Genomic DNA, 24,454 nt, shown 5'->3' with positions numbered 1-24,454 from the left:
CGCCGGCGGGCGAAGGCAGATTCTATCCATCCCGTTGCGCTTGTGAAGGGGGCGGATTCACGCGGTTTACACTTGCCCGACGGCAGGTAGAATGGCCGGTTCACCGACACCCGAGCCCCGCCGCATGGCCCTGCCGACCCTACGCACCCTTGGATTCATCATCGGCATCTTCGTGATCACCCTGGCGGTCGCGATGCTGGTTCCCATGGCCACCCTGCTCTACTACGGCCGCGGCAGCGAGCTGCATCCCTACATCTGGTCGGCGATCATCACCTTCACCTGCGGGCTGGGCATGGTCCTGCCCGGCCGCCCGGAACAGGTGCACCTGCGCCCGCGGGACATGTACATGCTCACCGTGTCGAGCTGGGTGATCGTCTGCTTCTTCTCCGCCCTGCCGTTCATGTTCGCCCGGCAGATCAGCTTCACCGACGCGATCTTCGAGAGCATGTCCGGCATCACCGCCACCGGCTCGACCGTGCTCAGCGGGCTGGACGGCATGTCGCCGGGCATCCTGATCTGGCGCTCGCTGCTGCACTGGCTGGGCGGCATCGGCTTCATCGGCATGGCGGTGGCGATCCTGCCGATGCTGCGCATCGGCGGCATGCGCCTGTTCCAGACCGAATCCTCGGACCGTTCCGCCAAGGTCATGCCGCGCTCGCACATGGTCGCCAAGTACATCGTCGGGGTGTACGTCGGCATCACCATCCTCGGCGCGCTGGGTCTGTGGTGGGCCGGCATGGGCCTGTTCGACGCGGTGAACCACGCCATGTCGGCGATCTCCACCGGCGGCTTCTCCACCTCCGACCAGTCGCTGGCCAAGTGGCACCAGCAGCCGGCCGTGCACTGGGTCGCGGTGGTGGTGATGATCCTCGGCAGCCTCCCCTTCGTGCTCTACGTGGCCACCCTGCGCGGCAACCGCAAGGCGCTGCTCAAGGACCACCAGGTCCACGGCTTCCTCGGCCTGCTGCTGTTCACCTGGGTGGTGATGGGCACCTGGTACTCGGTGAACGCCGACCTCCCCTGGCCGGACGCCTTCCGCATCGTCGCGGTGAACGTGACCTCGGTGATGACCACCACCGGCTTCGCCCTGGGCGACTACAGCCTGTGGGGGCACTTCTCGATCATGCTGTTCTTCTACCTGGGCTTCATCGGCGGCTGCTCCGGCTCCACCGCCGGCGGCATCAAGATCTTCCGCTTCCAGGTCGCCTACACCCTGCTGCGCGCCAGCCTCTACCAGCTGATCCACCCGCGCGCAGTGATCCGCCAGAGCTACAACGGCCACCGCCTGGACGAAGAGATCGTCCGCTCGATCCTGACCTTCTCGTTCTTCTTCGGCGCCACCGTCGGCGGCCTCGCGCTGGGCCTGTCGTTCCTCGGCCTGGACTGGATGACCGCGCTGACCGGCGCGGCCAGCACCGTGGCCGGCGTGGGGCCGGGCATGGGGCCGATCATCGGCCCCTCGGGCAACTTCGCCCCGCTGCCGGACGCCGCCAAATGGCTGCTCAGCGCCGGAATGCTGTTCGGCCGCCTGGAGATCATCACCGTGCTGGTGCTGTTCACCCCGGCGTTCTGGCGGCACTGAAAGCCGGCTTTACTGCAGCAGCGGCTTCCAGAGGAGTCTCCGCGCGCACCGGAGGTTTCTCTGGCAGTCTCCAAGAACCAAAGCCCAAAGCCCAAAGCCCAAAACACAGTGCTTAGGATCTGCTCTCGCAGGAGAGACGGGGGCGCCTGGCTCTTGTCCGCGATGCTCTTGAGCGGGGCCGATCGCGGACAAGGTCCGCTCCTACGAAAAGCACCTCGGCGCAGATCATCAATCACTCCCGTCGGGTGGATAACGCGCAGCGTTATCCACCGTGATGGGTATCGCTTCGCTCCACGCCATCCTACGAAGTGCAAATCCTGCAGCTCTGGCTCTGTCTGTCACACCGAAATATCCGGCGCGCGCAGGGTCCCGTCAGGAGGCCGAGTGGAGGTATTGCGCAGAGGGGCGAGCGGCATGGATGCCGCGAGAGGCTTGAAGGGCCATGGATGGCCCTTGCAAGCCGACCCTCGGAGCAATGCCGGAGCGAGGGCAGTCTGAGCGAAGCGAAGACCCGGATGCCGGGACGAGCCCTTTTGGTTCCTTTTGGGGCCCCAAAAGGGACTCGCCCGGGGGGCGAAACAAAAAGTCCCAGCACACGCCGAAGCGGCGCATGAACACCGTACGAAGAACAAGAGCATCGCGGACAAGGTCCGCTTGTGTCTGCTGACTTCGATAGGATCGAAGGTGAGAGCGGCGGGAAGCAAGCTGCAGGTCCGCAGTGTTAGTAGCACGAGTAGGAGCCCAAGCTGCCTCCCGCCGTCCTCTGACCAAAGCCCGAACAGTTGAACGAGCACAACCTCGAACCACAAGCGTGGGCAGTCAGAGCGCTCTCGCCATGCAGTTTACGAGGGTTGAAGCATGACGTGTTGGATCGGTATCGATGTTGCCAAGGACTCACTGGCCGTATGGTTCCGCCCACAGGGCAGGAGCTTGAGCGTTTCCAATGACGAAGCGGGACATCAGCAGTTAGTGACGCTCTTCGCCGAGGAGAAGCCCGGCCGCATTGTGCTGGAGGCTACCGGTGGATATGAGCGAGGCGTCCTGCATGCCTTGTCCCGAGCCGGCCACGCAGTCTCTCGCTTGAATCCCACACGGGTTCGGGCGTTTGCTACCGCCATGGGCAAGTTGGCCAAGACCGACCCCATCGATGCGGCCGTCCTGGCGCATCTGGCCCAAACGCTGGAGGAAGCCCCCAGTACGGTTCTTTCGCCGGAGCGCCAGCGGCTGCGAGAGCTGGTGCAACGTCGCGAGCAACTGGTTGGGCAGCGCGATGATGAGCGCCGGCGCCTGCAACAGGCCAACGACCCCTTTGTCCGCCAATGCCTGGAGGACGCCATCAAGGCCTTGAAGGCCAGAATTTGCAGCTATGACGAGCAAATCGCCGAGGCCATGGCTGCGGTGGACTCCGAGCAGGTCCAGCAACTCAGTCAGGTCAAGGGTGTAGGCCCGGTAACCGTCGCAGGATTACTGGCTTACCTGCCAGAACTGGGACAACTCAACCGTCGCCAGATCGCCGCCCTGGTCGGCTTGGCCCCTTACAACAGCGACAGCGGCCAGAAGTCGGGGCAACGCCGTATCCGCGGAGGGCGCGGCATGATTCGACGCATCCTCTACATGGCAACCTGGTCGGTCATTCGTTACCAGAAGAGCTTCGCTCTTCGTTATCACGGCCTACGCGAAAACGGCCGATGCGCCAAAGTCGCGTTGGTGGCCTGCATGCGAGTTCTGATCGTACGGCTCAATGCGATGGTCCGGGACGGCACTTGCTGGAGAACTGACTTCGAGTAAAAGACAGTTGCTCCTACGAAAGCGGGGCACCCCGCAGGGAGTAGGAGCGAACCTTGTCCACGCCCCGCTACACGTTGCCCTACCAGAAGAGACACCCGGCTGGCACCTTATGCCATCCACAAGGCCGAAAGGTCATGCCTACACTGAACCACCACAACAACAGGAGGTGCACCATGAGCACCCGGACCGCCGACCGATTCCAGAGCTTCGCCGAGTTCTACCCCTACTACCTGCAGGAACACAGCAACCCGGTGTGCCGCCGCCTGCACTACGTCGGCAGCCTGCTGGTGCTCGCCCTGCTCGGCTACGCCCTCACCAGCGGGCAATGGCTGTGGCTGCTGGCCCTGCCGTTCGCCGGCTACGGCTTCGCCTGGGTCGGGCATTTCGTGTTCGAGAAGAACCGCCCGGCCACCTTCAAGTACCCGCTGTGGTCGTTCATGGGCGACTGGGTGATGCTCCGGGACGCCTTCACCGGGCGCATCCGCTTCTAGACCCGCCGCGCGGACCATCAGCCCTCAGCGCGCGGCATTGCGCTGCGCCGGGCGCTCGAAGAGCATCGCCTGCACTTCCCCGCCGGCATGCCGCGCCACCCGGTGCCAGTTGGCCGGCACGTCGGGAATCTCGCTGTCGTTGTAGCGGCTCATCACCAACCAGACCCGCCCCTCGCCCTGCGGCAGGTCGGCCAGACGGTCGACGAAGCTGTGCTGGCGGTCGTCGATCAGCGAGCCGAAGCCATAGCCGGTCGGCCGCCCGGACGAGCCGTCCGCCGCCGGCGCGGTGTAGAGCAGCGGCTGGTTGCCGGTGTGGTTGTAATAGCGGAAGGCCAGGTACCAGAGGATATCGTCCACCACGATGCGGTCGCCGGCGTGGTAGTGCGCGTTGACGTAGGCGACCATGCCGTCGAACTGCTCGTCCGGGTCGATCGCGTAGGCCCGTTCCAGGCCGGTGGATTCCAGGCCCAGCAGGGTCGCCAGCAGCACCGCGCCCAGCGCGCGGCGCGACGCCAGCAGCCGGTCCAGCGCCAGCGCCAGGAGCAGCGGCAGGCCGAGGGCGAAGGCGGTCAGGTAACGCTCGATGAACACCGGCGAGACGAACGACACGCCATACAGCACCAGCAGCGGCACCCCGCAGTAGAGCGCCGCCAGCACCCCGCCGCGCAGGCGGCTGCGGTCCTGGCGCAGCACCAGCAGCAGCGCCGCCACCAGCAGCGCGGGCACGCCCAGCAGCAGCGGCCAGGGCAGCTCGTTGCCGTCCGACTGCGCCAGCCACTGCCAGAGCATCGACGGCAGCGACAGCGCATCCACCGGCGGCTCCCAGCCGACGTCGCCGCCGGCCACCAGGTCGGCCATGTGCCGGGCCAGGTCGAGCATTCCCGGCAGCCAGGGCAGGAACAGCGCAGCCACGGCCAGATTGGCCAGCCACCATGCACGTCGGCGCAACGGGCTGTCCGCCAGCGACGCCAGCCAGAGCCAGTGCACCAGCAGCCCGAACACGCTGAAGTAATGGGTATAGAACGCCGCCGTCATCAGCAGCGCATAGGCGACCAGATGGCGCCGCCGCCCGGAGTCCAGCCAGTAGAGCAGCGCCAGGGTCGCCGCCAGTAGCCAGCACCCCAGCAGCGAATACATGCGCACTTCCTGGCTGTAGCGCACCGCCGTGGGCAGCAGGGCCAGCAACAGGGTGGCGAGAAAGGCCACGCGGCGATTGGCCAGACGCCAGGCCAGCCAGCCGCCGAGGAACACCGCGAGCACGCCGAACACCGCGCTCAGCAGGCGCAGCGCGAGGACGCTTTCCCCGAATAGCCACACCCAGCCGTGCAGCAGCAGGAAGTACAGCGGCGGATGCACGTCGTGGGCGGCGTGGCGCCAGAGTTCCTGCGGCGAATAGAGGGCCAGCAGCAGGCTGGAACTCTCGTCGCCCCAGATCGCCAGCCCGGTCAGCTCGTGCAGGCGCAGCACGGCGGCGAGCGCCAGCAGCGGCAGGAACCACCATTGGCGCAGCAGTGCGGGCAGATTCGGCGGCTCGCGGGACGGCATCGCAGCCTCGCAGAAAAAGGTCGTGTCGCTGAGTGTAAGCCAGCCCGGGCGGGGTTACCGGCGGATCAGCAACTCCCGCGCGCGGGCCTGGTCCTCGGCGGCCAGTTCCGCCAGCAGCTCCACCTCGCCGGCGATCAGCGCACCCACCGGCACGCCGTCGCGGTAGAGCACCCGGTTGCCGGCCAGCGCCGGCACCCTGCGCCCCGGCAGCAGGGTGCCGGAGAGGTTCAGCGGGTCCACCGCCGAGACCACCAGCCACTCCCCGCCCGCCTCGCGGCGGCGCACCTCGCGCAGCAGGCCGACCGCTTCCGGCAGGGCGAACTGCTCGCCGGTGAGCCCGGCGACGAAGCGCCCGCCACGGATTTCCCCGCGCGCTTCCAGGCGGTGATAGACCCGCAGCAGGTCGCGCCACGGCGGCAGCCAGTCGGCCTCGCGGTCGAGCAGGCGCCAGCAGACCACGCCATAGCGGCGCAGCAGGGTCATGGCGACATGTTCCAGGGTTTCCGCCGGCAGCCGCGCGCCCGGCTCCAGCGTGGTCCGCCGCAGCAGCGCCCAGCGCCCGGCGTCGGCCATGCCGAACAGCGGCGTGCGCGCGCGCCGTTGCGGGTGACGACGGGCCGCCGGCATCAGCAGCGCGCGCAGGCCGGCGAAGCTGTCGGCGTTCACCCGCCCGGCCGCCACCAGCTCGCCCAGCACCGTTTCCAGCTCGGTGCGCAGCAGGTGGCTGTCGCTGGCCAGTTCGTCGAAGAAGGACGCGCCATGCTCCTTCAGCACCTCCAGCACCTTGCCCGCCTTGGCGGACAGCTCGGCCTCCGGCTGCGCCGCGCCCAGCGTGCTCCACAGCGCCATCTGCGCGCGCGGCAGGAGGACGATCGGCGTGCTCTTCAGCGGCCCACCCCGGCCGCGCGCCGAACCCCGGCTGGGCAGCCGCGCCCAGACCAGCCGGCCGGCGCGGCACAGGTCGTCCAGCCAGTTGATCCCGTAGTCGGCCACCCGCGCCGGCAGGATGTCGCTCTCCCACGCCGCGGCGGCGGCCTGGAAGCCTTCCAACTGGCTGAGCACGCCGGCCAGGGATTCCGCGCCGCGCACCCGCGATGCGCTGGAAACCCGCTGCCAGTCGAACAGGAAGCGCATGAAATCGGCGCGCGGCACCGGCTCGATCTCCCGGCGCAGGCGCTTGACCGTGTAGCGGTGGATGCGCGCCAGCAGGTGGCGCTCGCACCACTCCTCCTCGCTCGCCCCCGGGGTGAAGCGCCCGCGCAGCACATAGCCCTCGCGCTCCAGGCTGGCCAGGGCGAAGCCGGCGTCGCCGGTGGAAATGCCCAGGTCGTCGGCCAGTTCAAGTGGCAGGCGCGGGCCGAAGCCGGTCAGCCGCGCACGCACCAGTTCGACCTGCGCTTCATCCACCGCGCATGCCTCGCGCAACGCGGGCGGCAGGTCGAGCGGCGGTGTCATCGTCGCCTGCGGATGCAGCGCCAGCCACTGGCTGAGCCGCTCGGCCGCCACCCAGACGGCGCCAGCCGGCAGTTCCAGGCGCGTCGCCCGCCCCGCCCGGGCCAGCGACTTGAGCAGGAAGGGCCAGCCGTCGCTGGCCTGCGCCTCGCTGTCGCGGAGGCCGCCGAGGCCGGTCAGCGCCTCGTGCATCTCGTCGGCGTCGCGCGCCTCCGGCCAGGCTTCGGCGCGCACCGCGGCGATGGCCTCGGCATCCAGCGCGCCGAGGTCGTCGGCGCTTTCCGGGTCGGTCCAGCGGCGGTTCTGCACCGCCTGGGTGCGCCGCTCCTCCAGCGGCGCGTCGTCGAGGAAGGCGTAGGGGCTGGCCGTCAGCACTTCCGCCGCCAGCGGCGACGGCGCCGGCAGGTCGCGCGCCAGCAGGCTCACCTCGCCGCGTTCCATGCGCCGCAGCAGGGCCAGCCAGCCGTCGCAGTCCATCGCCTCGTGCAGGCAGTCGTCGAGGGTCTGCGCCACCAGCGGGTGATCGGGAATCTCGCGCTCGCCGACGATGTTCTCCAGGCACGCCACCTGGTCGGGGAACACCGAGGCCAACAGGTCCTCGCTGCGCATCCGTTGCAGCTGCGGCGCGACCTTGCGCCCGCCGGCGTAGCGCGGCAGGGCCAGCGCGGTGGTGGCGTTCCAGCGCCAGCGCACGCCGAACAGCGGCGCGTCGAGCAGCGCCTGGACCAGCACCTGCTCGGCGCTGTTGGCGTGCAGGTAGCGCCACACCTCGTCCAGCGGGAAGCTGTGGCTGGTGGACAGCGACAGGATGATGGCGTTTTCGGTGGCGGCGGCCTGCAGCTCGAAGTTGAAGGTGCGGCAGAAGCGCTTGCGCAGCGCCAGGCCCCAGGCGCGGTTGAGGCGGCTGCCGAAGGGCGAATGGATGACCAGCTGCATGCCGCCGGATTCGTCGAAGAAGCGTTCGAGGATCAGCGTCTGCTGGGTCGGCAGCGCGCCCAGCGCGTGGCGGGCGCGGGCCAGATACTCCACCAGCTGGCGCGCGGCGCCGTCGTCCAGCTCCAGCTCGTCCCGCAGCCAGCCGATGGCCCGGGCCAGGGGCTCGGCATCGCCCTCGCCCTGCGCCAGCAGTTCGTCCAGGCGGACGCGCAGGCGCGCGACGCTGAACGACAGCTCGTCGGTGCGCCCCGGCGCCTCGCCGATCCAGAAGGGAATGTTCGGCGGCCGGCCCTGGGCGTCCTCGACGCGCACCCGCCCCGGCTCGATGCGCAGGATGCGGTAGGAAATGTTGCCCAGCTGGAACACGTCGCCGGCGAGGCTTTCCACCGCGAAATCCTCGTGCACCGTGCCCACGGTCAGGCCCTGGGGCTCCAGCAGCACGCTGTAGTCGCCGGTGTCGGGAATGGTCCCGCCGGAGGTCACCGCCGTCAGCCGGGCCCCGCGCCGGCCGCGCAGGCGCTGGTGCACGGCGTCGCGGTGGAGGTAGGCGCCGCGCTGGCCGTTGCGGCTGGTATAGCCCTCGGCGAGGGTGCGCAGCAGCGCGTCGAAGCTGGCGCGGGTCAGCTCCGCGTAAGGCTCTGCGGCGCGGAATAGCTCGAACAGCGCGTCCTCGCCCCATTCCCGGCAGGCCACTTCGGCGACGATCTGCTGCGCCAGCACATCCAGCGGCGCGCGCGGAATCGTCAGCGCATCCAGCTCGTCGCGGCGCACGCTGTCGAGCAGCGCCACGCACTCGGCCAGGTCGTCCCGCGAGGTGGGGAACAGCCGCCCCTTGGGCGTGCCGCCGACGCTGTGCCCGGAGCGCCCGACGCGCTGCAGGAAGGCGGCGATGGAGCGCGGCGAGCCGAGCTGGCAGACCAGCTCGACGTCGCCGATATCGATGCCCAGCTCCAGCGACGCGGTGGCCACCAGCACCCGCAGCTGACCGGCCTTGAGCCGCCGCTCGGCGCCCAGGCGCAGCTCCTTGGACAGGCTGCCGTGGTGCGCCGCCACCCAGCCGGCGCCGATGCGCTCGGCCAGGTGCCGGGTGACCCGCTCGGCCTGGCGCCGGGTGTTGACGAAGACCAGGGTGGTGCGGTGTTCGTTGGCCAGCTCGGCGAGGCGGTCGTAGACCTTGTCCCAGACGTCGTGGGACATCACCGCCTCCAGCGGCGCCGGCGGTACTTCCAGGTTCAGGTCGCGGCGGCGGCTGTAGCCGATGTCGATGATCCGGCAGGCCGCGTGGCGCCCCACCAGGAAACCGGCGACCGCGTCGATGGGCTTCTGCGTGGCGGACAGGCCGATGCGCACCAGCGGCGCCTCGCACAGCGCCTGCAGGCGCTCCAGCGACAGCGCCAGGTGGCTGCCGCGCTTGCTCGCCGCCAGCGCGTGGATCTCGTCGACGATCACGCTGCGCGCCCCGGCCAGCATGGCGCGGCCGGAGTCGGAGCCGAGCAGCACGTAGAGCGATTCGGGGGTGGTGACGAGGATGTGCGGCACCCGCCGGCGCATCGCCTCGCGCTCGCTGGAGGTGGTGTCGCCGGTGCGCACGGCGGTGCGGATGTCCACCTCCGGCAGGCCCATCCCGACCAGCGCGGCGCGGATGCCGGCCAGCGGTTCTTCGAGGTTGATGCGAATGTCGTTGGACAGCGCCTTGAGCGGCGAGACGTAGACCACCGTGGTGCGCTCCGGCAGCGCGCCGCCGTTGGCCAGCCCCTCGCGCACCAGCGCGTCGATGGCGGCGAGGAAGGCGGTCAGGGTCTTGCCCGAACCGGTGGGCGCGGCCACCAGGGTCGAGTCGCCGGCCTGGATCGCCGGCCACGCCAGGACCTGCGCCTGGGTCGGCGCGGCGAAATGGGCGCGGAACCAGGCGGCCACCGCCGGATGGAAGGCGGCCAGCACGTCGGCCCGCTTGGCGCGGGAGGAAAGGGTCATGCGCATCAATATGGTGGTGCGCGAAGCCCGTCACAAGGACCGCCGATCGTGCCTCGCCGCCGCCTGTGCTTCCCGCTACGCTGCGTAGAACGGCATCCGGACACACCGACATGAGCGAAAAAGACCGCGACTGGTACTGGCAGCAGGTCAAGCAACAGAACCAGAAGCAGGCGGAGCAGGAGGCGGCGCCCCGGCGCAACTGGCGCCTGTGGATCAGGGCGTCGCTCTGGCTGCTCGTTCCGCTGCTGCTGATCGCCGCCTCGGCCCTCTGGCGCGATCCGGCCAGCCAGCGCTGGCTGCAGGAGCGCTGGGTGCTGCTGGAGAGCCGCCTGGGCCTGGCCAGCGAGGCGGACACCGCCGCTCCGATCCCGTCGCGCTACAGCGACAGCCCGCGCACGCTGTCCGAGTGCATCAAGCCGGGCAACGTGATCGACGACGAGGTGCGGGGGTGCGTGAAGGGGTATCGGCCGAAGACCTGGTGAGTCGCTTCGGCGCGCGTCCCCTGTAGGAGCGGAGCTTCTCCGCGATGCTTTTACTCTTCGTAGGGTGGATGACGCTAAGCGTTATCCACCGTCTTGTTCGGTGTGTATGTGCCGCTTCGGCGTGTGTTGGGAGATTTGGTTTCGCCCTCCCGGGCAAGTCCCTTTTGGGGCCCCAAAAGGAACCAAAAGGGCCCGTCCCGGCATCCGGGTCTTCGCTACGCTCAGACTGCCCTCCTTCCGGCATTGCTCCGAGGGTCGGCTTGCAAGGGCCGTCCCTGGCCCTTTACGCCTCTCGCGGCATCCATGCCGCTCGCCCCTCTGCGCAATACCTCCACTCGGCCTCCTGACGGGACTCTGCGCGCGCCTGCGATTTCGGTGTGACAGACAGAGCCAGGGTTGAAGGATCTCTCTTCGTAGGATGGCGTGGAGCGAAGCGATACCCATCGACAATCTGCGCCGAGATGCTTTTCGTAGGAGCGGACCTTGTCCGCGATCAGCCCCGCTCAAGAGCTTCGCGGACAAGGTCCGCTCCTACACGAGCAAATCCCGGGCGCGCTGTGCTTTGGGCTTTGGGCTTTGGTTCTTGAAGACTTCCAGAAAAACATCCGCGCGCACCGGAGCGCCCCTTCAGGAGGCCGAGTGGAATCGGAGTTTCAGGGGTCGAGCGGCATGGATGCCGCGAGAGCGTTGTCGGGCCAGGGATGGCCCGTCAACGCGGGCCCCTGAAACTTCGATGGAGCGAGGGAATTTTTCGCCTAAGCGAAAAACCGGATGCAGGGGCACAGACCTTTGCCTCCTTTGGGTCGTTTGCCAAAGGAGGTCGCCCGAGGGGGCGAAACAAAATATCCCAGCACACGCCGAAGCGGCGCAGAAACACCGAACAAGACGGTGGATAACGGAAGAACCAGAGCATCGCGGACGGAGTCCGCTCCTACGAAAGCCGCTCCGCCATAGAAGCGGTCCTTGTCCGCGATCCGCCGGCAAGGCCGACGTCAGGCGGGTTCGCGAGCAAGCTCGCTCCTACAGGCGTTCATCCGGCAGCATGGGTGCAATGGCGAGCCTTCGCGGACAAGGTCCGCTCCTACGATCGATCAGCCGCCGAGCCTGGTCATGGCTCCTCGTTATGCCCCAACCCATGCTGGCGCAACTTGTTGGCGATGGTGGTGTGCGACACCCCCAGCCGCTTGCCCAACTGCCGGCTGCTCGGGTGCTCCCGGTAAAGCCGCTCCAGCACCGCCTTCTCGAACCGCCCGACGATGGCGTCCAGCCCGCCCTCCAGGGAGAAGTCGCCCAGCGGATGCGCCGCGCCATAGTCCGGCAGGCGGATGTGCTCGGGCTTGATGGTGCCGCCCTCGCACAGCGACACCGCCTGGAACAGCACGTTCTCCAGCTGCCGCACGTTGCCCGGCCAGTGGTAGCGGCCGAGGCGGTCCAGCGCCTGCGGCGCGAGCCTGGGCAGGGCGCAGCCGATCTGCCGGCTGGCCTGGTCGAGGAAGTGCTCCGCCAGCGGCTCCAGGCCGTCCAGGCATTCGCGCAGCGGCGGGATGTGCAGCGACAGCACGTTGAGGCGGTGGTAGAGGTCCTGGCGGAATTCGCCCTTGGCGCAGAGTTCGGACAGGTCGACCTGGGTCGCGCAGATCACCCGCACGTCGAGGTACACCTCCTCGTCGCTGCCCACCCGGCGGAAGCAGCCGTCCTGCAGGAAGCGCAGCAGCTTGGCCTGCAGGCGCGGGCTCATCTCGCCGACGCCGTCGAGGAACAGCGTGCCGCCGGCGGTCAGTTCCAGCAGGCCGAGCTTGCCTTCCGGGCGCGCGCCCTCGAAGGCGCCGGGGCCGTAGCCGAACAGCTCGGTCTCGGCCATGGATTCGGGCAGGCCGGCGCAGTTCAGCGCCATGAACGGCGACTGCCCGCGCGGGCTGGCCAGGTGGCAGGCGCGGGCCAGCAGTTCCTTGCCGGTGCCGGTCTCGCCCTCGATCAGCAGCGGCGCGTCCAGCGGCGCCATGCGGCGCGCCTCGCGGACCACGGCGGCCATCACCCGCGAGCTCTGGAAGATGCTGTCGAAGCCGCGCAGCTCCAGGCGCCGCACGTTGTAGATGCGCTCGCCGACGCGGTCGGCGCGGTGCAGGGTGAGCACGGCGCCGGCCAGCGCCTCGCTCTCGTCATGCTCGGTCTGCAGCGGCGCGATGTCGGCGAGGAACACGTCGCCCTTCACCTTCACCCGCAGGCCGTTGATCCGCGCCTTGTTGGCCCGCACCAGCTCCGGCAGGTCGAGGTCCTCGACGTAGCGCGACAGCGGGATGCCCGGCACCTCGTCGACGCGCACGCCCAGCAATTGCGCAGCCGCTCGATTGCCCGCGACGATCTGCCCGGCCATGTCGATCGACAGCACCGGGAAGTCCAGCGCCGCCAGCAGCGCGTTCAGCTCCAGGTGGCGGCGCTCGCTGGGCATCAGGCCGACGCGCTTGACGCCGAACACGCCGGGCACCGCTTCGAGCTTGGGCTTGAGCGACTGGAACTGCAGGTTGATGAGGTTCGGGCAGAGCAGGTAGATGGCGTTGCCCTGCTCGCCGCCGACTTCGCCGCGATTGACGTTGATGCCGTAGTCGACCAGCAGGTTGAGGATGTCGCGCAGGATGCCGACGCGGTTCTGGCAGTGCACTTTGATACGCATGGCGCGGCCCGTGATTGTGGTTCTGATGGGCGTTCCGACGCGTATTTCGCAAGGCGCGCGGAAATTTTCGTAAAGAATATGTGACATTCGGCCGCACCTTCAAGCCGCGAGCGGATGACCGTGGCGCATGGCGTAATCTTTTCGTTACGGATTACCGGCCCGCCCGCCTCGCCGGGCCGCCGCCGGGGGGCTGTCCGGCGGCACGCATCGCGCTATCTGTTGGCTCATCACAACAACAATCTCGATGCCGGAGGACCCATGAAAGCAACGCAGTACGTGGCCCGCCAACCTGACGAGAACGGTTTCATCCACTACCCGGAAACCGAGCACCAGGTCTGGAACACCCTGATCACCCGCCAGTTGAAGGTGGTCGAAGGCCGCGCGTGCCAGGAGTACCTGGACGGCATCGAACAGCTCGGCCTGCCCCATGAGCGCATCCCGCAGCTGGACGAGATCAACCGGGTGCTGCAAGCGGCCACCGGCTGGCGCGTGGCGCGGGTGCCGGCGCTGATCCCCTTCCAGACCTTCTTCGAACTGCTGGCCAGCCAGCAATTCCCGGTGGCCACCTTCATCCGCAGCCCGGAAGAGCTGGACTACCTGCAGGAGCCGGACATCTTCCACGAGATCTTCGGCCACTGCCCGCTGCTGACCAACCCCTGGTTCGCCGAATTCACCCACACCTACGGCAAGCTCGGCCTGGCCGCCAGCAAGGAGGAACGGGTGTTCCTCGCCCGCCTGTACTGGATGACCATCGAGTTCGGCCTGCTCGACACCGCCCAGGGCCTGCGCATCTACGGCGGCGGCATCCTCTCCTCGCCGAAGGAGACGGTCTACAGCCTCTCCGATGTGCCCGAGCACCAGGCCTTCGACCCGCTGGAATGCATGCGCACGCCGTACCGCATCGACATCCTGCAGCCGCTGTACTTCGTCCTGCCGGAGCTCAAGCACCTGTTCGAACTGGCCCACCAGGACATCATGGCGCTGGTCCACGAAGCCATGCGCCTGGGCCTGCACGCGCCGAAATTTCCGCCGAAGCAGGCCGCCTGATCCGCTGCAATCACCCCCATCTGTGCCTAGGATGAGACGTGCCCGCGGGCCTAAGATGGTCCGCGAGCCCCTCCTCTGCCCACCGACAAGGAGAACCCCATGACCGCACTCACCCAAGCCCATTGCGAAGCCTGCCGCGCCGACGCCCCGAAGGTGTCCGACGAGGAACTGGCGGTGCTCATCAAGCAGATTCCGGACTGGAACATCGAAGTCCGCGACGGCCACATGGAGCTGGAGCGCGCCTTCCTGTTCAAGAACTTCAAGCATGCCCTGGCCTTCACCAACGCCGTGGGCGAGATCGCCGAGGCCGAGGGCCATCATCCGGGCCTGCTCACCGAGTGGGGCAAGGTCACCGTCACCTGGTGGAGCCACTCGATCAAGGGCCTGCACCGCAACGACTTCATCATGGCCGCCCGCACCGACGAGGTGGCGGCGAAGGCCGAGGGACGCAAATGAGCCATTTCGCCAAGGTCACCCGCGTGCCGGGCGACCCGATCCTCGGCCTGCTCGACGCCTACCGGGCGGACCCGAACCCGGCGCGGCTGGACCTTGGCGTGGGCGTCTACAAGGACGCCCAGGGCCTGACCCCGATCCCCCGCGCGGTGAAGCTCGCCGAGCGCCGCCTGGTGGAGACCGAGACCACCAAGGGCTACGTCGGCGGCCACGGCGACGCGCTGTTCGCCGCGCGCCTGTGCGAACTGGTGCTGGGCACCGATTCGCGCCTGCTGGCCACCCAGCGCGCCGACGCCACCCAGACCCCGGGCGGCACCGGCGCCCTGCGCCTGGCGGCGGACTTCATCGCCCGCTGCCTGCCCGGCAGGAGCATCTGGCTGAGCGACCCGACCTGGCCGATCCACGAAAGCCTGTTCGCCGCCGCCGGCGTGCGCGTGTCGCACTACCCCTACGTCGACGCCGACAACCGCCTCGACGTCGAGGCCATGCTCGCCGCCCTGGAGCGCGTGCCCCACGGCGACGTGGTGCTGCTGCACGCCTGCTGCCACAACCCCACCGGCTTCGACCTGGCCTGCAACGACTGGCAGCGCGTGCTCGACGTGGTGCGCCGCCGCGAGCTGCTGCCGCTGCTGGACTTCGCCTACCAGGGCCTGGGCGACGGCCTGGAGGAAGACGCCCGCGCCGTGCGGCTGTTCGCCGACAGCCTGTCGGAAGTGCTGATCACCAGTTCCTGCTCGAAGAACTTCGGCCTCTACCGCGACCGCACCGGCGCGCTGATCGTCTGCGCCGGCAGCGCCGCCAAGCTCACCGACGTGCGCAGCCAGCTGGCGCTGATGGCCCGCAACCTCTGGTCCACCCCGCCCGCCCACGGCGCCGAGGTGGTCGCCACCATCCTCGGCGACCCGGAGCTCAAGGCGCTCTGGCTGGAGGAACTGGACGGCATGCGCGCGCGCATCGCCGACCTGCGCCAGGGGCTGGTCGAGGCGCTGCGTCCGCACGGCCTGGCCGAGCGCTTCGCGCACATCGCCATCCAGCGCGGCATGTTCTCCTACACCGGCCTGACCCCGGAGCAGGTGCGCCGCCTGCGCGAAGACCACAGCGTGTACATGGTCGGCAGCGGCCGCGCCAACATCGCCGGGCTCGACGCCAAACGCCTGGACGACCTCGCGGAGGCCATCGCCAGCGTCTGCCGCTGACGGCTTGTCTACCCCTGGGCCGGCCTTCGGGCCGGTCTTTTTTTGCCCGGGCGGAAAGGTTCCCTCTCCCGCCTGCGGAAGGGGCCAGGCTTTGGCTCGCGTAGGAGCGGACCTTGTCCGCGATGCTTTTGTCTTGTTCGGTATTTCTGCGCCGCTTCGGCGTGTGCTGAGAGATTTTGTTTCGCCCCCTCGGGCAAGTTACTTCTTCCAAACGCCGGATGGCCGCCCCCAAAGAAGTAACCAAGAAGGCTTGCCCCTGCATCCGGTTTTTCGCCTAGGCGAAAAATTCCCTCGCTCCATCGAAGTTTCAGGGGCCCGCGTTGACGGGCCATCCCTGGCCCGACAACGCTCTCGCGGCATCCATGCCGCTCGACCCCTGAAGCTCCGATTCCACTCGGCCTCCTGAAGGGGCGCTCGGAGTGTGCGGATGTTTCTCTGGAAGTCTTCAAGAGCCAGAGCCAGTACAGCGCGCTCGGGATCGGCTCTCGTAGGAGCGGATCTTATCCGCGAAGGGGGCCACTTTCTGCCGGGCCGTCCCGGGCGCGCCGGTCGGGATTTCGCGGACAAGGTCCGCTCCTACGGGAGCCCCACCTCCCAGGCGCTTACAATCACCACGACGGCTGTTCGGTCCTGCGCTGTAAGGGCGCGGGGGCTCCTTGGCGGGCTCTCTTTGGCGGAGAAGGTCAATTTTTGGCGGACTTCACCATGGAAGAAAGCCCGCGCGCTGGCCATCCTTGAAGGGCCGACAACACCCACAAGAGGCTTCCCCATGTTCGAGTTCTTCTACGCCCTGCCGAGCCAGAACCGCGCCGCCGAGTACCGCCACTTCAGCATCGTCCCCGCCACCGGCGCCATCGGCGCGGACGTCACCGGCGTCGATCTCCGGCAACTGGGCGCGGACGGTTTCGCCGAGCTGCGCCAGGTCCTGCTGGCGCACAAGGTGCTGTTCATCCGCGGCCAGTCGCTCGGCGTGGAAGACCTCGAAGCCGTCACCCTGCGCTTCGGCGAATTCGGCCGCGAGCCCTACGTGGTCGGCATGGACGACCATCCCCACGTGGTGCGGGTGGTCAAGGAAGCCAACGAGAAGACCCCGGTGGTGTTCGGCGGCGCCTGGCACAGCGACTGGTCGTTCCAGGAGCGCCCGCCGGCCTTCACCCTGCTCTACGGCCACGACATCCCGCCGTTCGGCGGCGACACCCTCTACGCCAACCTGGCGCTGGCCTACGAGTGGCTGTCGCCCAAGCTGCGCGCCCAGCTGGAAACCCTCGACGCCATCCACAGCCCGGAACGCGCCTACGGCGCCGAGGCCAGGCACAACGACCTGATGGAAAACATGGCGGTGCGCTACGGCAGCCACGACGGCGAGGTGCGCTCCCATCCGCTGGTGACCCGCCACCCGGAAACCGGCAAGAAGGTCCTCTACGTCAACCCCGCCTACACCAGCGGCATCAAGGGCATGCGCCCGGCGGAATCGCAGCCGCTGCTGGACTACCTGTTCGGCATCGCCACCCAGCCCGCCTTCACCTGCCGCATGCGCTGGACCCAGGGCACCCTGGCGATCTGGGACAACCGCAGCACCTGGCACTACCCGGTGTCGGACTACCACGGCATGCGCCGGGAGATGTACCGCACCACGGTGGTGGGCGAGGTGCCCAGCCGCTGAGGGCGGCTGTTCTTCGTAGGAGCGAGCTTGCTCGCGAACCTCTCGGCACCAGCGCTGCCTGGAAATTCGTTCGCGGCGGATAACGCTGCGCGGTATCCCATGCAGAGCAAAAGCATCGCGGACGGAGTCCGCTCCTACGGGTCCGCGCCGAAGCGCTGCGCATGCTCGCGCAACATGCCGCGCAGCAGCTGCGCGGCGGGGGACAGGTAAGCGCCCTCCCGCACCGCCAGGCCGATGGTCCGGGTCAGCGTCGTTTCGCTCAGCTCCACCTCGCGCAGCTGGTCCATCCCGTGCCCGCCGGCCAGCGCCTCGCGGGTGACGAAGCTGAGCAGGCGGGTGCGGGCGATGAGGTTGGACAGCATGAGAATCGCATTGGTCTCGATCTGCACCCGCGGCGGCGGCAGTTGGTGGGCCTGGAAGGTGGCGTCCATCCAGCGCCGCGACGACACGCCGGTGGCCGGCAGCACCCAGCGGTAACGGCACAGGTCGGCCATGCCGATGGGGCCGTCGAACAGCGGATGGTCGCGGCTGGCGACCACCACCACCTGGTCCTGCAGCAACGGCTCGCTGCTCAGCTGCGGGTCGTCGACGATGCGCGAGCAGATCGCCATGTCCAGCCGTCCGCTGCGCAGCGCCTCGCGCAGCACGTCGTCCTGCCCCAGCACCAGGCTCATGGTGACGTCCGGCGCCCGCGCCAGCAGGTCCGCGGTCAGGCGCGGCAGCAGGTAGTCGGCCATGATCGCCGCGCAGCCCAGGCGGATATTGCCCACCACGCCACTGGCGAAATCGCGCACCTCGCGGCGGGTTTCCTCGATGTCCTGGCGCAATTGCCGGGCCCGCTGCAGCATCAACTCGCCCGCCGGTGTCAGGCGGATGCGCCGGCCGTCGCGCTGGAACAACCGCGCGCCGAGGGATTCCTCCAGGCGCTGGATGCTCTTGGTCAGCGCCGGCTGGCTGCGCCCCAGGCGCTCGGCGGCGCGACCCAGGTGGCCGAGTTCGGCGATGGTTTCGAAATAGGCGAGATCACGCAGGTCCATGGTGGCAACCGATAAATCTGGGGAATGGATTCATGACCATTAGAAAATAGACTTGATCGATCCGGCTGCCGATAATTTCCGCGTCTTCCCCGCCCGGAACCGTCCGTGTCCAGTCGTCCTGCCCTGTCCGTCGCCCGCATCCCCGCCAGTCTGCAATGGCTGGCCCTGGCGCTCGGAGCCGGCGGCGCCGGACAGATGCTGACCTGGCTCGGCATCCCCGCCGCCCTGTTCCTCGGGCCCATGCTGGTGGCCATCGCCTTCGGCGTCGGCGGCGCCCGGATCCGCCTGCCGCGCCCGGCCTTCCTCCTCAGCCAGGGCTGCGTCGGCCTGCTGGTCGCCCATGCCATGAGCGGGTCGGTGCTGCAGGCGATGGTCGCGTCCTGGCCGCTGATGCTCAGCGCCCCCCTGCTCACCCTGCTGCTTTCGGCCGCGGTCAGCTACGCCATGGTGCGCTTCGGCGGCATCCCCGGCAGTACCGCCGCCTGGGGCACCGCGCCGGGTGGCGCGGCGGCCATGGTGTCGATGGCCGAAGCCAACGGCGCCGACCCGCGCGTGGTCGCCACCATGCAGTACGTGCGGGTGGTCTGCGTGGTCATGGCCGGCGCGCTGGTGGGCCGCCTGCTGGGCATCGAAGGCGGCGGCTCGGCGGCGCACAGCACGCCGATCGTCGACACCGCCACCCTGCCCGACCTGATCGAGTGCCTGCTGCTGATCCTCGTCTGCACCACCGCCGGCGCGCGCCTGCCGGCCGGCCCGCTGCTGGTGCCGCTGGTGGCCGGCGCCGTGCTGCAGCTCAGCGGCGTGCTGCACATCACCCTGCCGCACTGGCTGCTGGCGACCGCCTACGGGGTGATCGGCTGCTACATCGGCCTGCGCTTCGACCGCGAAAGCCTCGCCTACGTCGGCCGCCACCTGCCGGCCATGCTGGTCAGCGCACTGGTCCTGATCGCCAGTTGCGCGGCATTCGCCTGGGCGCTGGCGGCCATCACCGGGATGGATTTCCTCTCCCTCTACCTCGCCACCAGCCCCGGCGGCCTGGACGCCATGGCGATCATCGCGGTGGACACCCACTCCGACCTCGGCCTGGTGCTGGCGATGCAGACGCTGCGGCTGTTCGCGGTGCTGCTCACCGGGGGGTCCGTGGCGCGCACGGTGATCCGCCTGAGCCGGGCCTGACGGCCTCGCGGACGGAGTCCGCTCCTACGACAACCCGTCCAGCGTCAGGTCGACCAGGCGCGCGACATACCCCGCCTCCAGCTCCTCGCCGGAAAACAGAATCCGGTACACCGGCGGCGCCATCAGCCGGTCGACGATCCGGTCCACCGCCGGCAGCTTCTCGCCGCGTCCCCTGGCGCGCAGCAGGATGCTGCGCTCGGTGCTGCCGCTGGCCCACGCCCGCGAACGCGGGGCGCTGATGGCGAGCTTCTACGTGCTCAGCTACCTGGCCTTCAGCGTGCCGGCGATCCAGCGTTACGGCCTGATCGCCACCACCAACGGCTATGCCAGCCTGCAGATTCTCGCGGCCTCGCTGGTCCTGCTGCTGTCCTTGCGCGCGCCCGCCGCGCAGAAGGCGCAGGCCTGAGTCAGGCCGCCTCGCGGGCTCGCAGGAAATCGTAGAGCCCGCGCACCGCCGGGTGCTCCAGCGCCTGGGCGGAATGGCAGAGGCCGATGCGACGGATCGGCAGCGGCAGGTTCAGCGTGCCGCTGCGCACCGCCGGCGCGCCGCTCAGCAGCGAAGCCGGCAGGATCGCCGCACCGACGCCCGCGCTGACCAGCCGCAGCGCCAGGTTCAGGGTGCTGGCCTGTGCGACGACCGGCGCGCTGCCGTAGGCGGTCATCAGCCGCTGGTGGGACGGATGCGTCGGGCAGGTGATCCAGCCGCCGCTCTGCGCATCCTCCACGCCCGGCGGCAACGCCAGCACGTACGGATCCTCCCAGACCGGCACGAAGAGTTCGTCCTCGCAGCAGAATTCCTCCGCCGCCAGACGTGCATCGCCCACGCAGCCCTCTTCCAGGTGCAGCAGCAGATTGGGCACGGCCTGCTGCGCCAGGGTGACGAAGCCTTCGACCTGTTCGGCGCTGACGTCGCCTTCCACGCCCAGGTGCAACGGCTGGCGCGCCGAGGCCTGGCGGAACATGTTGCGCAGGCCGTCGGCCTCGGCCAGCAATGCGCGGGCGCGCGGATACAGGGCACGCGCCGCTTCGCTGACCTCCACCCCGCGCGCCCGGCGCAGAAACAGCTCGGTGCCCAGCGCCTCTTCCAGCTGGCGGATGGTCACCGACAGCGTTGGCTGGCTGACGAACAGGCGCTGGGCGGCGGCGGTGATGTTGCGTTCTTCGAAGACCGCGACGAAGGCGGCGAGCTGTCGGATGTCCATAGGCAAACCCGATACCAGGCACAGGAATAAGCCATTTTTCAGGCGGAATAGCGCTCAATATACTTCACGGCATCGTTCAGCCATCCAGTTTTCCGATAGCAGGAGAATCTCCATGAGCAAGCCCCTGATCATCGTCACCGGCGCCAGTTCCGGTATCGGCGAAGCCACCGCCCGCCTCTTCTCCCAGCAGGGCCACCCGCTGCTGCTGCTCGCCCGCCGCATCGAGCGCCTGGAGGCGCTGCAACTGCCCAACGTACTGTGCCGCGCGGTGGACGTGACCGACCGCGAGGCTCTGCTGACCGCCGTGGACGAAGCCGAGAAACGCTTCGGCCCGACCGACGCGCTGGTGAACAACGCCGGCGTGATGCTGCTGGGCAACATGGTCGAGCAGGACCCGGCCGAGTGGGAGCGCATGCTCGACGTCAACGTGAAGGGCCTGCTCAACGGCGTGCACGCCGTGCTCAAGGGCATGGTGGAACGCAACCAGGGCACGCTGATCAACGTCAGCTCGGTGGCCGGGCGCAAGACCTTCCCCAACCACGTTGCCTACGTCGGCACCAAGTTCGCTGTGCACGCGATCTCCGAGAACCTGCGCGAGGAAGTCGCGGCGCACAACGTCCGCGTCGTCACCATCGCTCCTGGCGCGGTTGAGACCGAACTGCTCAGCCACACCACCGACGAGGCGATCAAGAGCGGCTACCAGGACTGGAAGCGCGAGATGGGCGGCAAGGTGCTCAGCGCCGAGGACGTGGCCAACGCCATCCGCTTTGCCTACGACCAACCGCAGGGCGTGTGCATCCGCGAGATCGTGCTGGCGGCGACTCGACAGCAGGCGTGATGGGTAAGCTCCAACGAGAGCAAGAGCCCCTCACCCTAACCCTCTCCCGCAAGCGGGAGAGGGGACCGTTCGGTGCAGGATGAAACCACTGCGTCAGCCGGTACGGACGGCTCCCTCTCCCTCTGGAGCGGGGCGCGCAGCCAGGGCTGGAGTGAGGAAAATCCCAGGAACGGGCTTTCAGGAATGGCAGAACCGGCTCGATCACCCCGCCTGCCGCGCCGCCCAGCGGCGGTACTGCCTGGCCCGGTGCAGCGTGCGCCATTGCTCCATGAGCAGCGCGCGCAATGGCGAAGCCTGCGGATCGGGCGCGCGGCGGGTGCCGATGCGCAGCAGTTGCAGCTTCACCAGCGCCATGTAGGCCAGCGCCGCCAGCGGCTTGGAACGCCAGCGGATCGGCGGCAGCTGCGGCTGGATCTGGCTGCCGCGCCGCCAGTGCAGCACCAGCTGCGGCTCCAGCGCCAGGGCGGTGCCGATGCCGACCATGTCCAGCCCGCTGTCCAGCACCTGTTCCGCCACCGGCAGACGGCGGATGCCGCCGGTGACCATCAGCGGCATCCGCGCTACCTCGCGCATCTCGCGGGCGAATTCGAGGAAATAGGCCTCCCGCGCCAGGGTGCGGCCGTCGCGGGCATCGCCCTGCATGGCCGGCGCCTCGTAGCTGCCGCCGGAGAGCTCCACCAGATCGACCTGCTCGGCGTTCAGCCACTCGATCACCTGGCGCGCGTCGCTGGCATCGAAGCCACCGCGCTGGAAGTCGGCGGAGTTGATCTTCACGCCCACGCAGAAGCCCGCCGACACCTCGGCGCGCACCGCCCGCACGACTTCCAGCAGCAGCCGCGCGCGGTTCTCCAGCGCGCCGCCCCAGCGATCCTGGCGCTTGTTGGCCAGGGGCGAGAGGAACTGGCTGAGCAGGTAGCCGTGGGCCGCGTGGATCTGCACGCCGCTGAAGCCGGCCTGCTCGGCGAGCTTCGCGGCGCGGACGAAGCGCCGGATCACCTCGGCGATATCGGCCTCGGTCATCTCCCGGGCGACGGCGAACAGCCTGGAGAACCTGCCCATCTGCAGCGGCACCACCGACGGCGCAATGGCGCCCTGGCCGAGGTTGGTCTGCACCTGGCGGCCGGGGTGGTTCAACTGCAGCCAGAACTGCGCGCCGCCAGAACGGCCGATGCGCGCCCATTCGCGGAAACGCTCCAGATGGCGCTCATTCTCCAGCACCACGCCACCGGGGCCGGTCATGGCGCGGCCGTCGATCATCACGTTGCCGCTGAGGATCAGGCCGGCGCCGCCGTCCGCCCAGGCCTGGTACAGGCGCAGCAGTTTGTCCGAGGGCGCCTGGTCGGCATCGGCCATGTTCTCTTCCATGGCGGCCTTGGCGATGCGGTTGGGGACTTGGCTGCCGTTGGGCAGGCGCAGGGGCTGGAAGGGCGACATGGCGCGGCTCCGTGGTTGTGGTGCCGGCGAGGGTAAGTTTAAAGTTCACTTCAAGGTCAAGCCCCCTTCGGAGCCCTCCATGAAAATCGGTGAACTGGCCAGCCTCAGCGGCCTCGCCCCCTCGCGCATCCGCTTCTACGAAGCCAGCGGGCTGATCGCCCCGGCGCACCGCCTGGCCAATGGCTACCGCGAATACCCGGCGCAGACGCTGGACCTGCTGGAGATCATCCGCAGCGCGCAGCAGACCGGTTTCAGCCTGGAGGAAATCCGCAACCTGCTGCCGCATTCCAATCCGCAGAAAGGCGGCCACGACGAGCTGCTCGCCAGCCTGCGCCGCAAGGTCGCGGAAATCGAGGCGATGGAGAAGCAACTGCGGCAGAACCGCAAGCACCTGCTGGCGGTGATCGACGACATCGAGAACAGGCCCGAAGGCATGGACTGCCAGGCCAACGCCGAGCGGATGGCGGCCGAGATGCGCGAGCGCAAGGCGCGCGCTGAAGAGCCGTCCCCGTAGGAGCGGATTCATCCGCGATCCGGCCGGCAGGCCGGCCTGTTCCGCCATCGCGGACAAGGTCCGCTCCTGCAAGAGCAGTGCCTCCCGGCAGGTCGGGAGGCATGCGCTTCGCGAGCTGGCTCGCGCCTGCGAAGAGCCGTCCGGGCGCGATTACTTCCAGCCTTCCAGGCGCAGCGTCGCGCGCACCAGGCGCTGCTCTTCCTGTTCGATTTCCCAGAGGTTGTCGCGCACGCTGTGGATGTGCTCGCGGGCGGCGCGCTGGGCCTGCTCGGGCTGGCGCTCGGTGATGGCGCGGTAGAGCCGCGCGTGCTGGCGGTCGATCTGGCGTTTCTGCGCCGGGCGGTTGTAGAGGTTGTTCACTGAGGCGAACACGGTGCTGAGCATCAGCTCGTTGAGCGATTGCAGGGTGTGCACCAGCACCGGGTTGTGCGAGGCCTCGCTGATCGCCTGGTGGAAGGCGTGGTCGCGCCGGGCGTGCTCGCGCGGGTCCAGCGGTTGCGGCTCGTCGAAGGCGGCGTGCATTTCCTCGAAGCGCCGGCCGATCAGCACCAGGTCGGCCTCAGTGGCGCGCAGGGCGGCCAGGCGGGCGGACTCCCCTTCCAGCAGCGCGCGCACCTCCAGCAGGTCGTAGAGCGTGCGCGGCTGCGAGCGGAACAGGTGCAGCAGCGGCGACACGTCCTCCGCGCCGGTCAGGTCGGCGACGAAGGAGCCGCGCCCCTGCTCGGTGTCGACGATGCCGCGCCCACGCAGCACGCGCAGCCCTTCGCGCAGGGCCGAGCGCGAGCAGCCGAGCTTCTCCACCAGGCGCCGCTCCGAGGGCAGCGCCTGGCCGACCTTGAGCACGCCGTCGACGATCAGCCGCTCGATCTTCTCCGCCACCTGGTCGGCGACGCGCTGCTTTCCCGGTTGGGAACCGTTCATGGACCTTCTCCGCAACTGGTAGGACCAGCAGGTCTTCACCTGCCCCGCAGCC

The 24,454-nt window shown here is 68.9% G+C and carries 20 protein-coding genes; 12 read left to right on the top strand and 8 right to left on the bottom strand.

The features are described 5' to 3' along the window. Nucleotides 1-124 precede the first annotated feature (124 nt). From AC3B6A_RS07800 to AC3B6A_RS07790, 3 genes are all read left to right on the top strand, one after another. A complete protein-coding gene (locus AC3B6A_RS07800; RefSeq protein WP_488401787.1) occupies nt 125-1,582 on the top strand; it encodes a TrkH family potassium uptake protein in 1,458 nt (485 codons plus the stop codon). Between the two features lie 858 nt (nt 1,583-2,440). Next, nucleotides 2,441-3,370, top strand: coding sequence for an IS110 family RNA-guided transposase (locus tag AC3B6A_RS07795; protein WP_488398192.1), 930 nt, complete (start codon nt 2,441-2,443; stop codon nt 3,368-3,370). A 173-nt stretch (nt 3,371-3,543) separates the two neighbouring features. After that, a complete protein-coding gene (locus AC3B6A_RS07790; RefSeq protein WP_488401786.1) occupies nt 3,544-3,861 on the top strand; it encodes an Mpo1-like protein in 318 nt (105 codons plus the stop codon). A gap of 24 nt (nt 3,862-3,885) precedes the next feature. Here AC3B6A_RS07790 and AC3B6A_RS07785 read toward each other — a convergent pair whose 3' ends face one another. Both AC3B6A_RS07785 and AC3B6A_RS07780 read right to left on the bottom strand, forming a co-directional pair. After that, complete coding sequence (locus AC3B6A_RS07785; RefSeq protein ID WP_488401784.1) at nt 3,886-5,406, bottom strand: glycosyltransferase family 39 protein; 1,521 nt, start codon at nt 5,404-5,406, stop codon at nt 3,886-3,888. A 54-nt stretch (nt 5,407-5,460) separates the two neighbouring features. Beyond that, on the bottom strand, nt 5,461-9,768 hold the full coding sequence (locus tag AC3B6A_RS07780; protein WP_488401783.1) for an Lhr family helicase: 4,308 nt from the start codon (nt 9,766-9,768) through the stop codon (nt 5,461-5,463). Between the two features lie 110 nt (nt 9,769-9,878). Between AC3B6A_RS07780 and AC3B6A_RS07775 the strand changes: the two genes are divergently transcribed. Continuing rightward, entirely contained in the window at nt 9,879-10,250 is a 372-nt protein-coding gene (locus tag AC3B6A_RS07775; RefSeq protein ID WP_488401781.1) for a hypothetical protein, read from the top strand. Nucleotides 10,251-11,358: 1,108 nt separating this feature from the next. Here AC3B6A_RS07775 and AC3B6A_RS07770 read toward each other — a convergent pair. Next, nucleotides 11,359-12,921 carry a sigma-54-dependent transcriptional regulator gene (locus AC3B6A_RS07770; RefSeq protein ID WP_488401780.1) on the bottom strand — a complete coding sequence of 521 codons (1,563 nt, stop codon included), beginning with the start codon at nt 12,919-12,921 and terminating at the stop codon, nt 11,359-11,361. 258 nt (nt 12,922-13,179) lie between these two features. On the opposite strand from AC3B6A_RS07770, the gene phhA reads away from it, so the two are divergent. The 4 genes from phhA (at nt 13,180) to AC3B6A_RS07750 (ending at nt 17,280) form a co-directional block, all read left to right on the top strand. Then, complete coding sequence (phhA, locus tag AC3B6A_RS07765; protein WP_488401778.1) at nt 13,180-13,968, top strand: phenylalanine 4-monooxygenase; 789 nt, start codon at nt 13,180-13,182, stop codon at nt 13,966-13,968. 99 nt (nt 13,969-14,067) lie between these two features. Next, nucleotides 14,068-14,424 carry a 4a-hydroxytetrahydrobiopterin dehydratase gene (locus AC3B6A_RS07760; RefSeq protein ID WP_488401776.1) on the top strand — a complete coding sequence of 119 codons (357 nt, stop codon included), beginning with the start codon at nt 14,068-14,070 and terminating at the stop codon, nt 14,422-14,424. Next, on the top strand, nt 14,421-15,617 hold the full coding sequence (locus AC3B6A_RS07755; protein ID WP_488401774.1) for an amino acid aminotransferase: 1,197 nt from the start codon (nt 14,421-14,423) through the stop codon (nt 15,615-15,617). Before AC3B6A_RS07760 ends, AC3B6A_RS07755 begins: the two co-directional genes overlap by 4 nt. Nucleotides 15,618-16,386: 769 nt before the next feature. Further along, nucleotides 16,387-17,280 carry a TauD/TfdA dioxygenase family protein gene (locus AC3B6A_RS07750; RefSeq protein ID WP_488401772.1) on the top strand — a complete coding sequence of 298 codons (894 nt, stop codon included), beginning with the start codon at nt 16,387-16,389 and terminating at the stop codon, nt 17,278-17,280. Between the two features lie 134 nt (nt 17,281-17,414). Here AC3B6A_RS07750 and AC3B6A_RS07745 read toward each other — a convergent pair whose 3' ends face one another. After that, on the bottom strand, nt 17,415-18,317 hold the full coding sequence (locus AC3B6A_RS07745) for a LysR family transcriptional regulator (protein ID WP_488401770.1): 903 nt from the start codon (nt 18,315-18,317) through the stop codon (nt 17,415-17,417). A gap of 105 nt (nt 18,318-18,422) precedes the next feature. Between AC3B6A_RS07745 and AC3B6A_RS07740 the strand changes: the two genes are divergently transcribed. Continuing rightward, on the top strand, nt 18,423-19,493 hold the full coding sequence (locus AC3B6A_RS07740) for an AbrB family protein (RefSeq protein WP_488401769.1): 1,071 nt from the start codon (nt 18,423-18,425) through the stop codon (nt 19,491-19,493). Nucleotides 19,494-19,517: 24 nt separating this feature from the next. On the opposite strand, the gene AC3B6A_RS07735 is transcribed toward AC3B6A_RS07740, so the two are convergent. Then, entirely contained in the window at nt 19,518-19,640 is a 123-nt protein-coding gene (locus tag AC3B6A_RS07735) for a TetR family transcriptional regulator C-terminal domain-containing protein (RefSeq protein ID WP_488401767.1), read from the bottom strand. Between the two features lie 40 nt (nt 19,641-19,680). On the opposite strand from AC3B6A_RS07735, the gene AC3B6A_RS07730 reads away from it, so the two are divergent. After that, the gene (locus AC3B6A_RS07730; protein WP_488401765.1) at nt 19,681-19,899 is read left to right on the top strand and encodes a hypothetical protein; all 219 of its coding nucleotides are present in this window, start codon (nt 19,681-19,683) and stop codon (nt 19,897-19,899) included. Nucleotide 19,900: 1 nt separating this feature from the next. Here AC3B6A_RS07730 and AC3B6A_RS07725 read toward each other — a convergent pair whose 3' ends face one another. After that, nucleotides 19,901-20,695 (bottom strand): LysR family transcriptional regulator, encoded by a 795-nt coding sequence (locus AC3B6A_RS07725; protein WP_488401763.1) that lies wholly within the window; start codon nt 20,693-20,695, stop codon nt 19,901-19,903. Between the two features lie 112 nt (nt 20,696-20,807). Here AC3B6A_RS07725 and AC3B6A_RS07720 point away from each other — a divergent pair, with 112 nt between their 5' ends. Then, nucleotides 20,808-21,533: an SDR family oxidoreductase gene (locus tag AC3B6A_RS07720; protein ID WP_488401762.1), complete on the top strand. Its 726-nt coding sequence runs from the start codon at nt 20,808-20,810 to the stop codon at nt 21,531-21,533. A 201-nt stretch (nt 21,534-21,734) separates the two neighbouring features. Here AC3B6A_RS07720 and AC3B6A_RS07715 read toward each other — a convergent pair whose 3' ends face one another. Next, a complete protein-coding gene (locus tag AC3B6A_RS07715; RefSeq protein ID WP_488401760.1) occupies nt 21,735-22,967 on the bottom strand; it encodes an NADH:flavin oxidoreductase/NADH oxidase family protein in 1,233 nt (410 codons plus the stop codon). Between the two features lie 79 nt (nt 22,968-23,046). On the opposite strand from AC3B6A_RS07715, the gene AC3B6A_RS07710 reads away from it, so the two are divergent. Continuing rightward, on the top strand, nt 23,047-23,481 hold the full coding sequence (locus AC3B6A_RS07710; protein WP_488401758.1) for a MerR family transcriptional regulator: 435 nt from the start codon (nt 23,047-23,049) through the stop codon (nt 23,479-23,481). A 150-nt stretch (nt 23,482-23,631) separates the two neighbouring features. Here the strand turns inward: AC3B6A_RS07710 and glcC are convergent, their stop codons facing one another. Beyond that, on the bottom strand, nt 23,632-24,402 hold the full coding sequence (glcC, locus tag AC3B6A_RS07705; RefSeq protein ID WP_488401757.1) for a transcriptional regulator GlcC: 771 nt from the start codon (nt 24,400-24,402) through the stop codon (nt 23,632-23,634). Between the last annotated feature and the right edge of the window lie 52 nt (nt 24,403-24,454).

Source organism: Pseudomonas sp. B12(2026) (genome assembly GCF_057767015.1).
The sequence above is the reverse complement of the archived record's forward strand: the minus strand, read 5'-3'. Positions and strand labels throughout refer to the sequence as shown.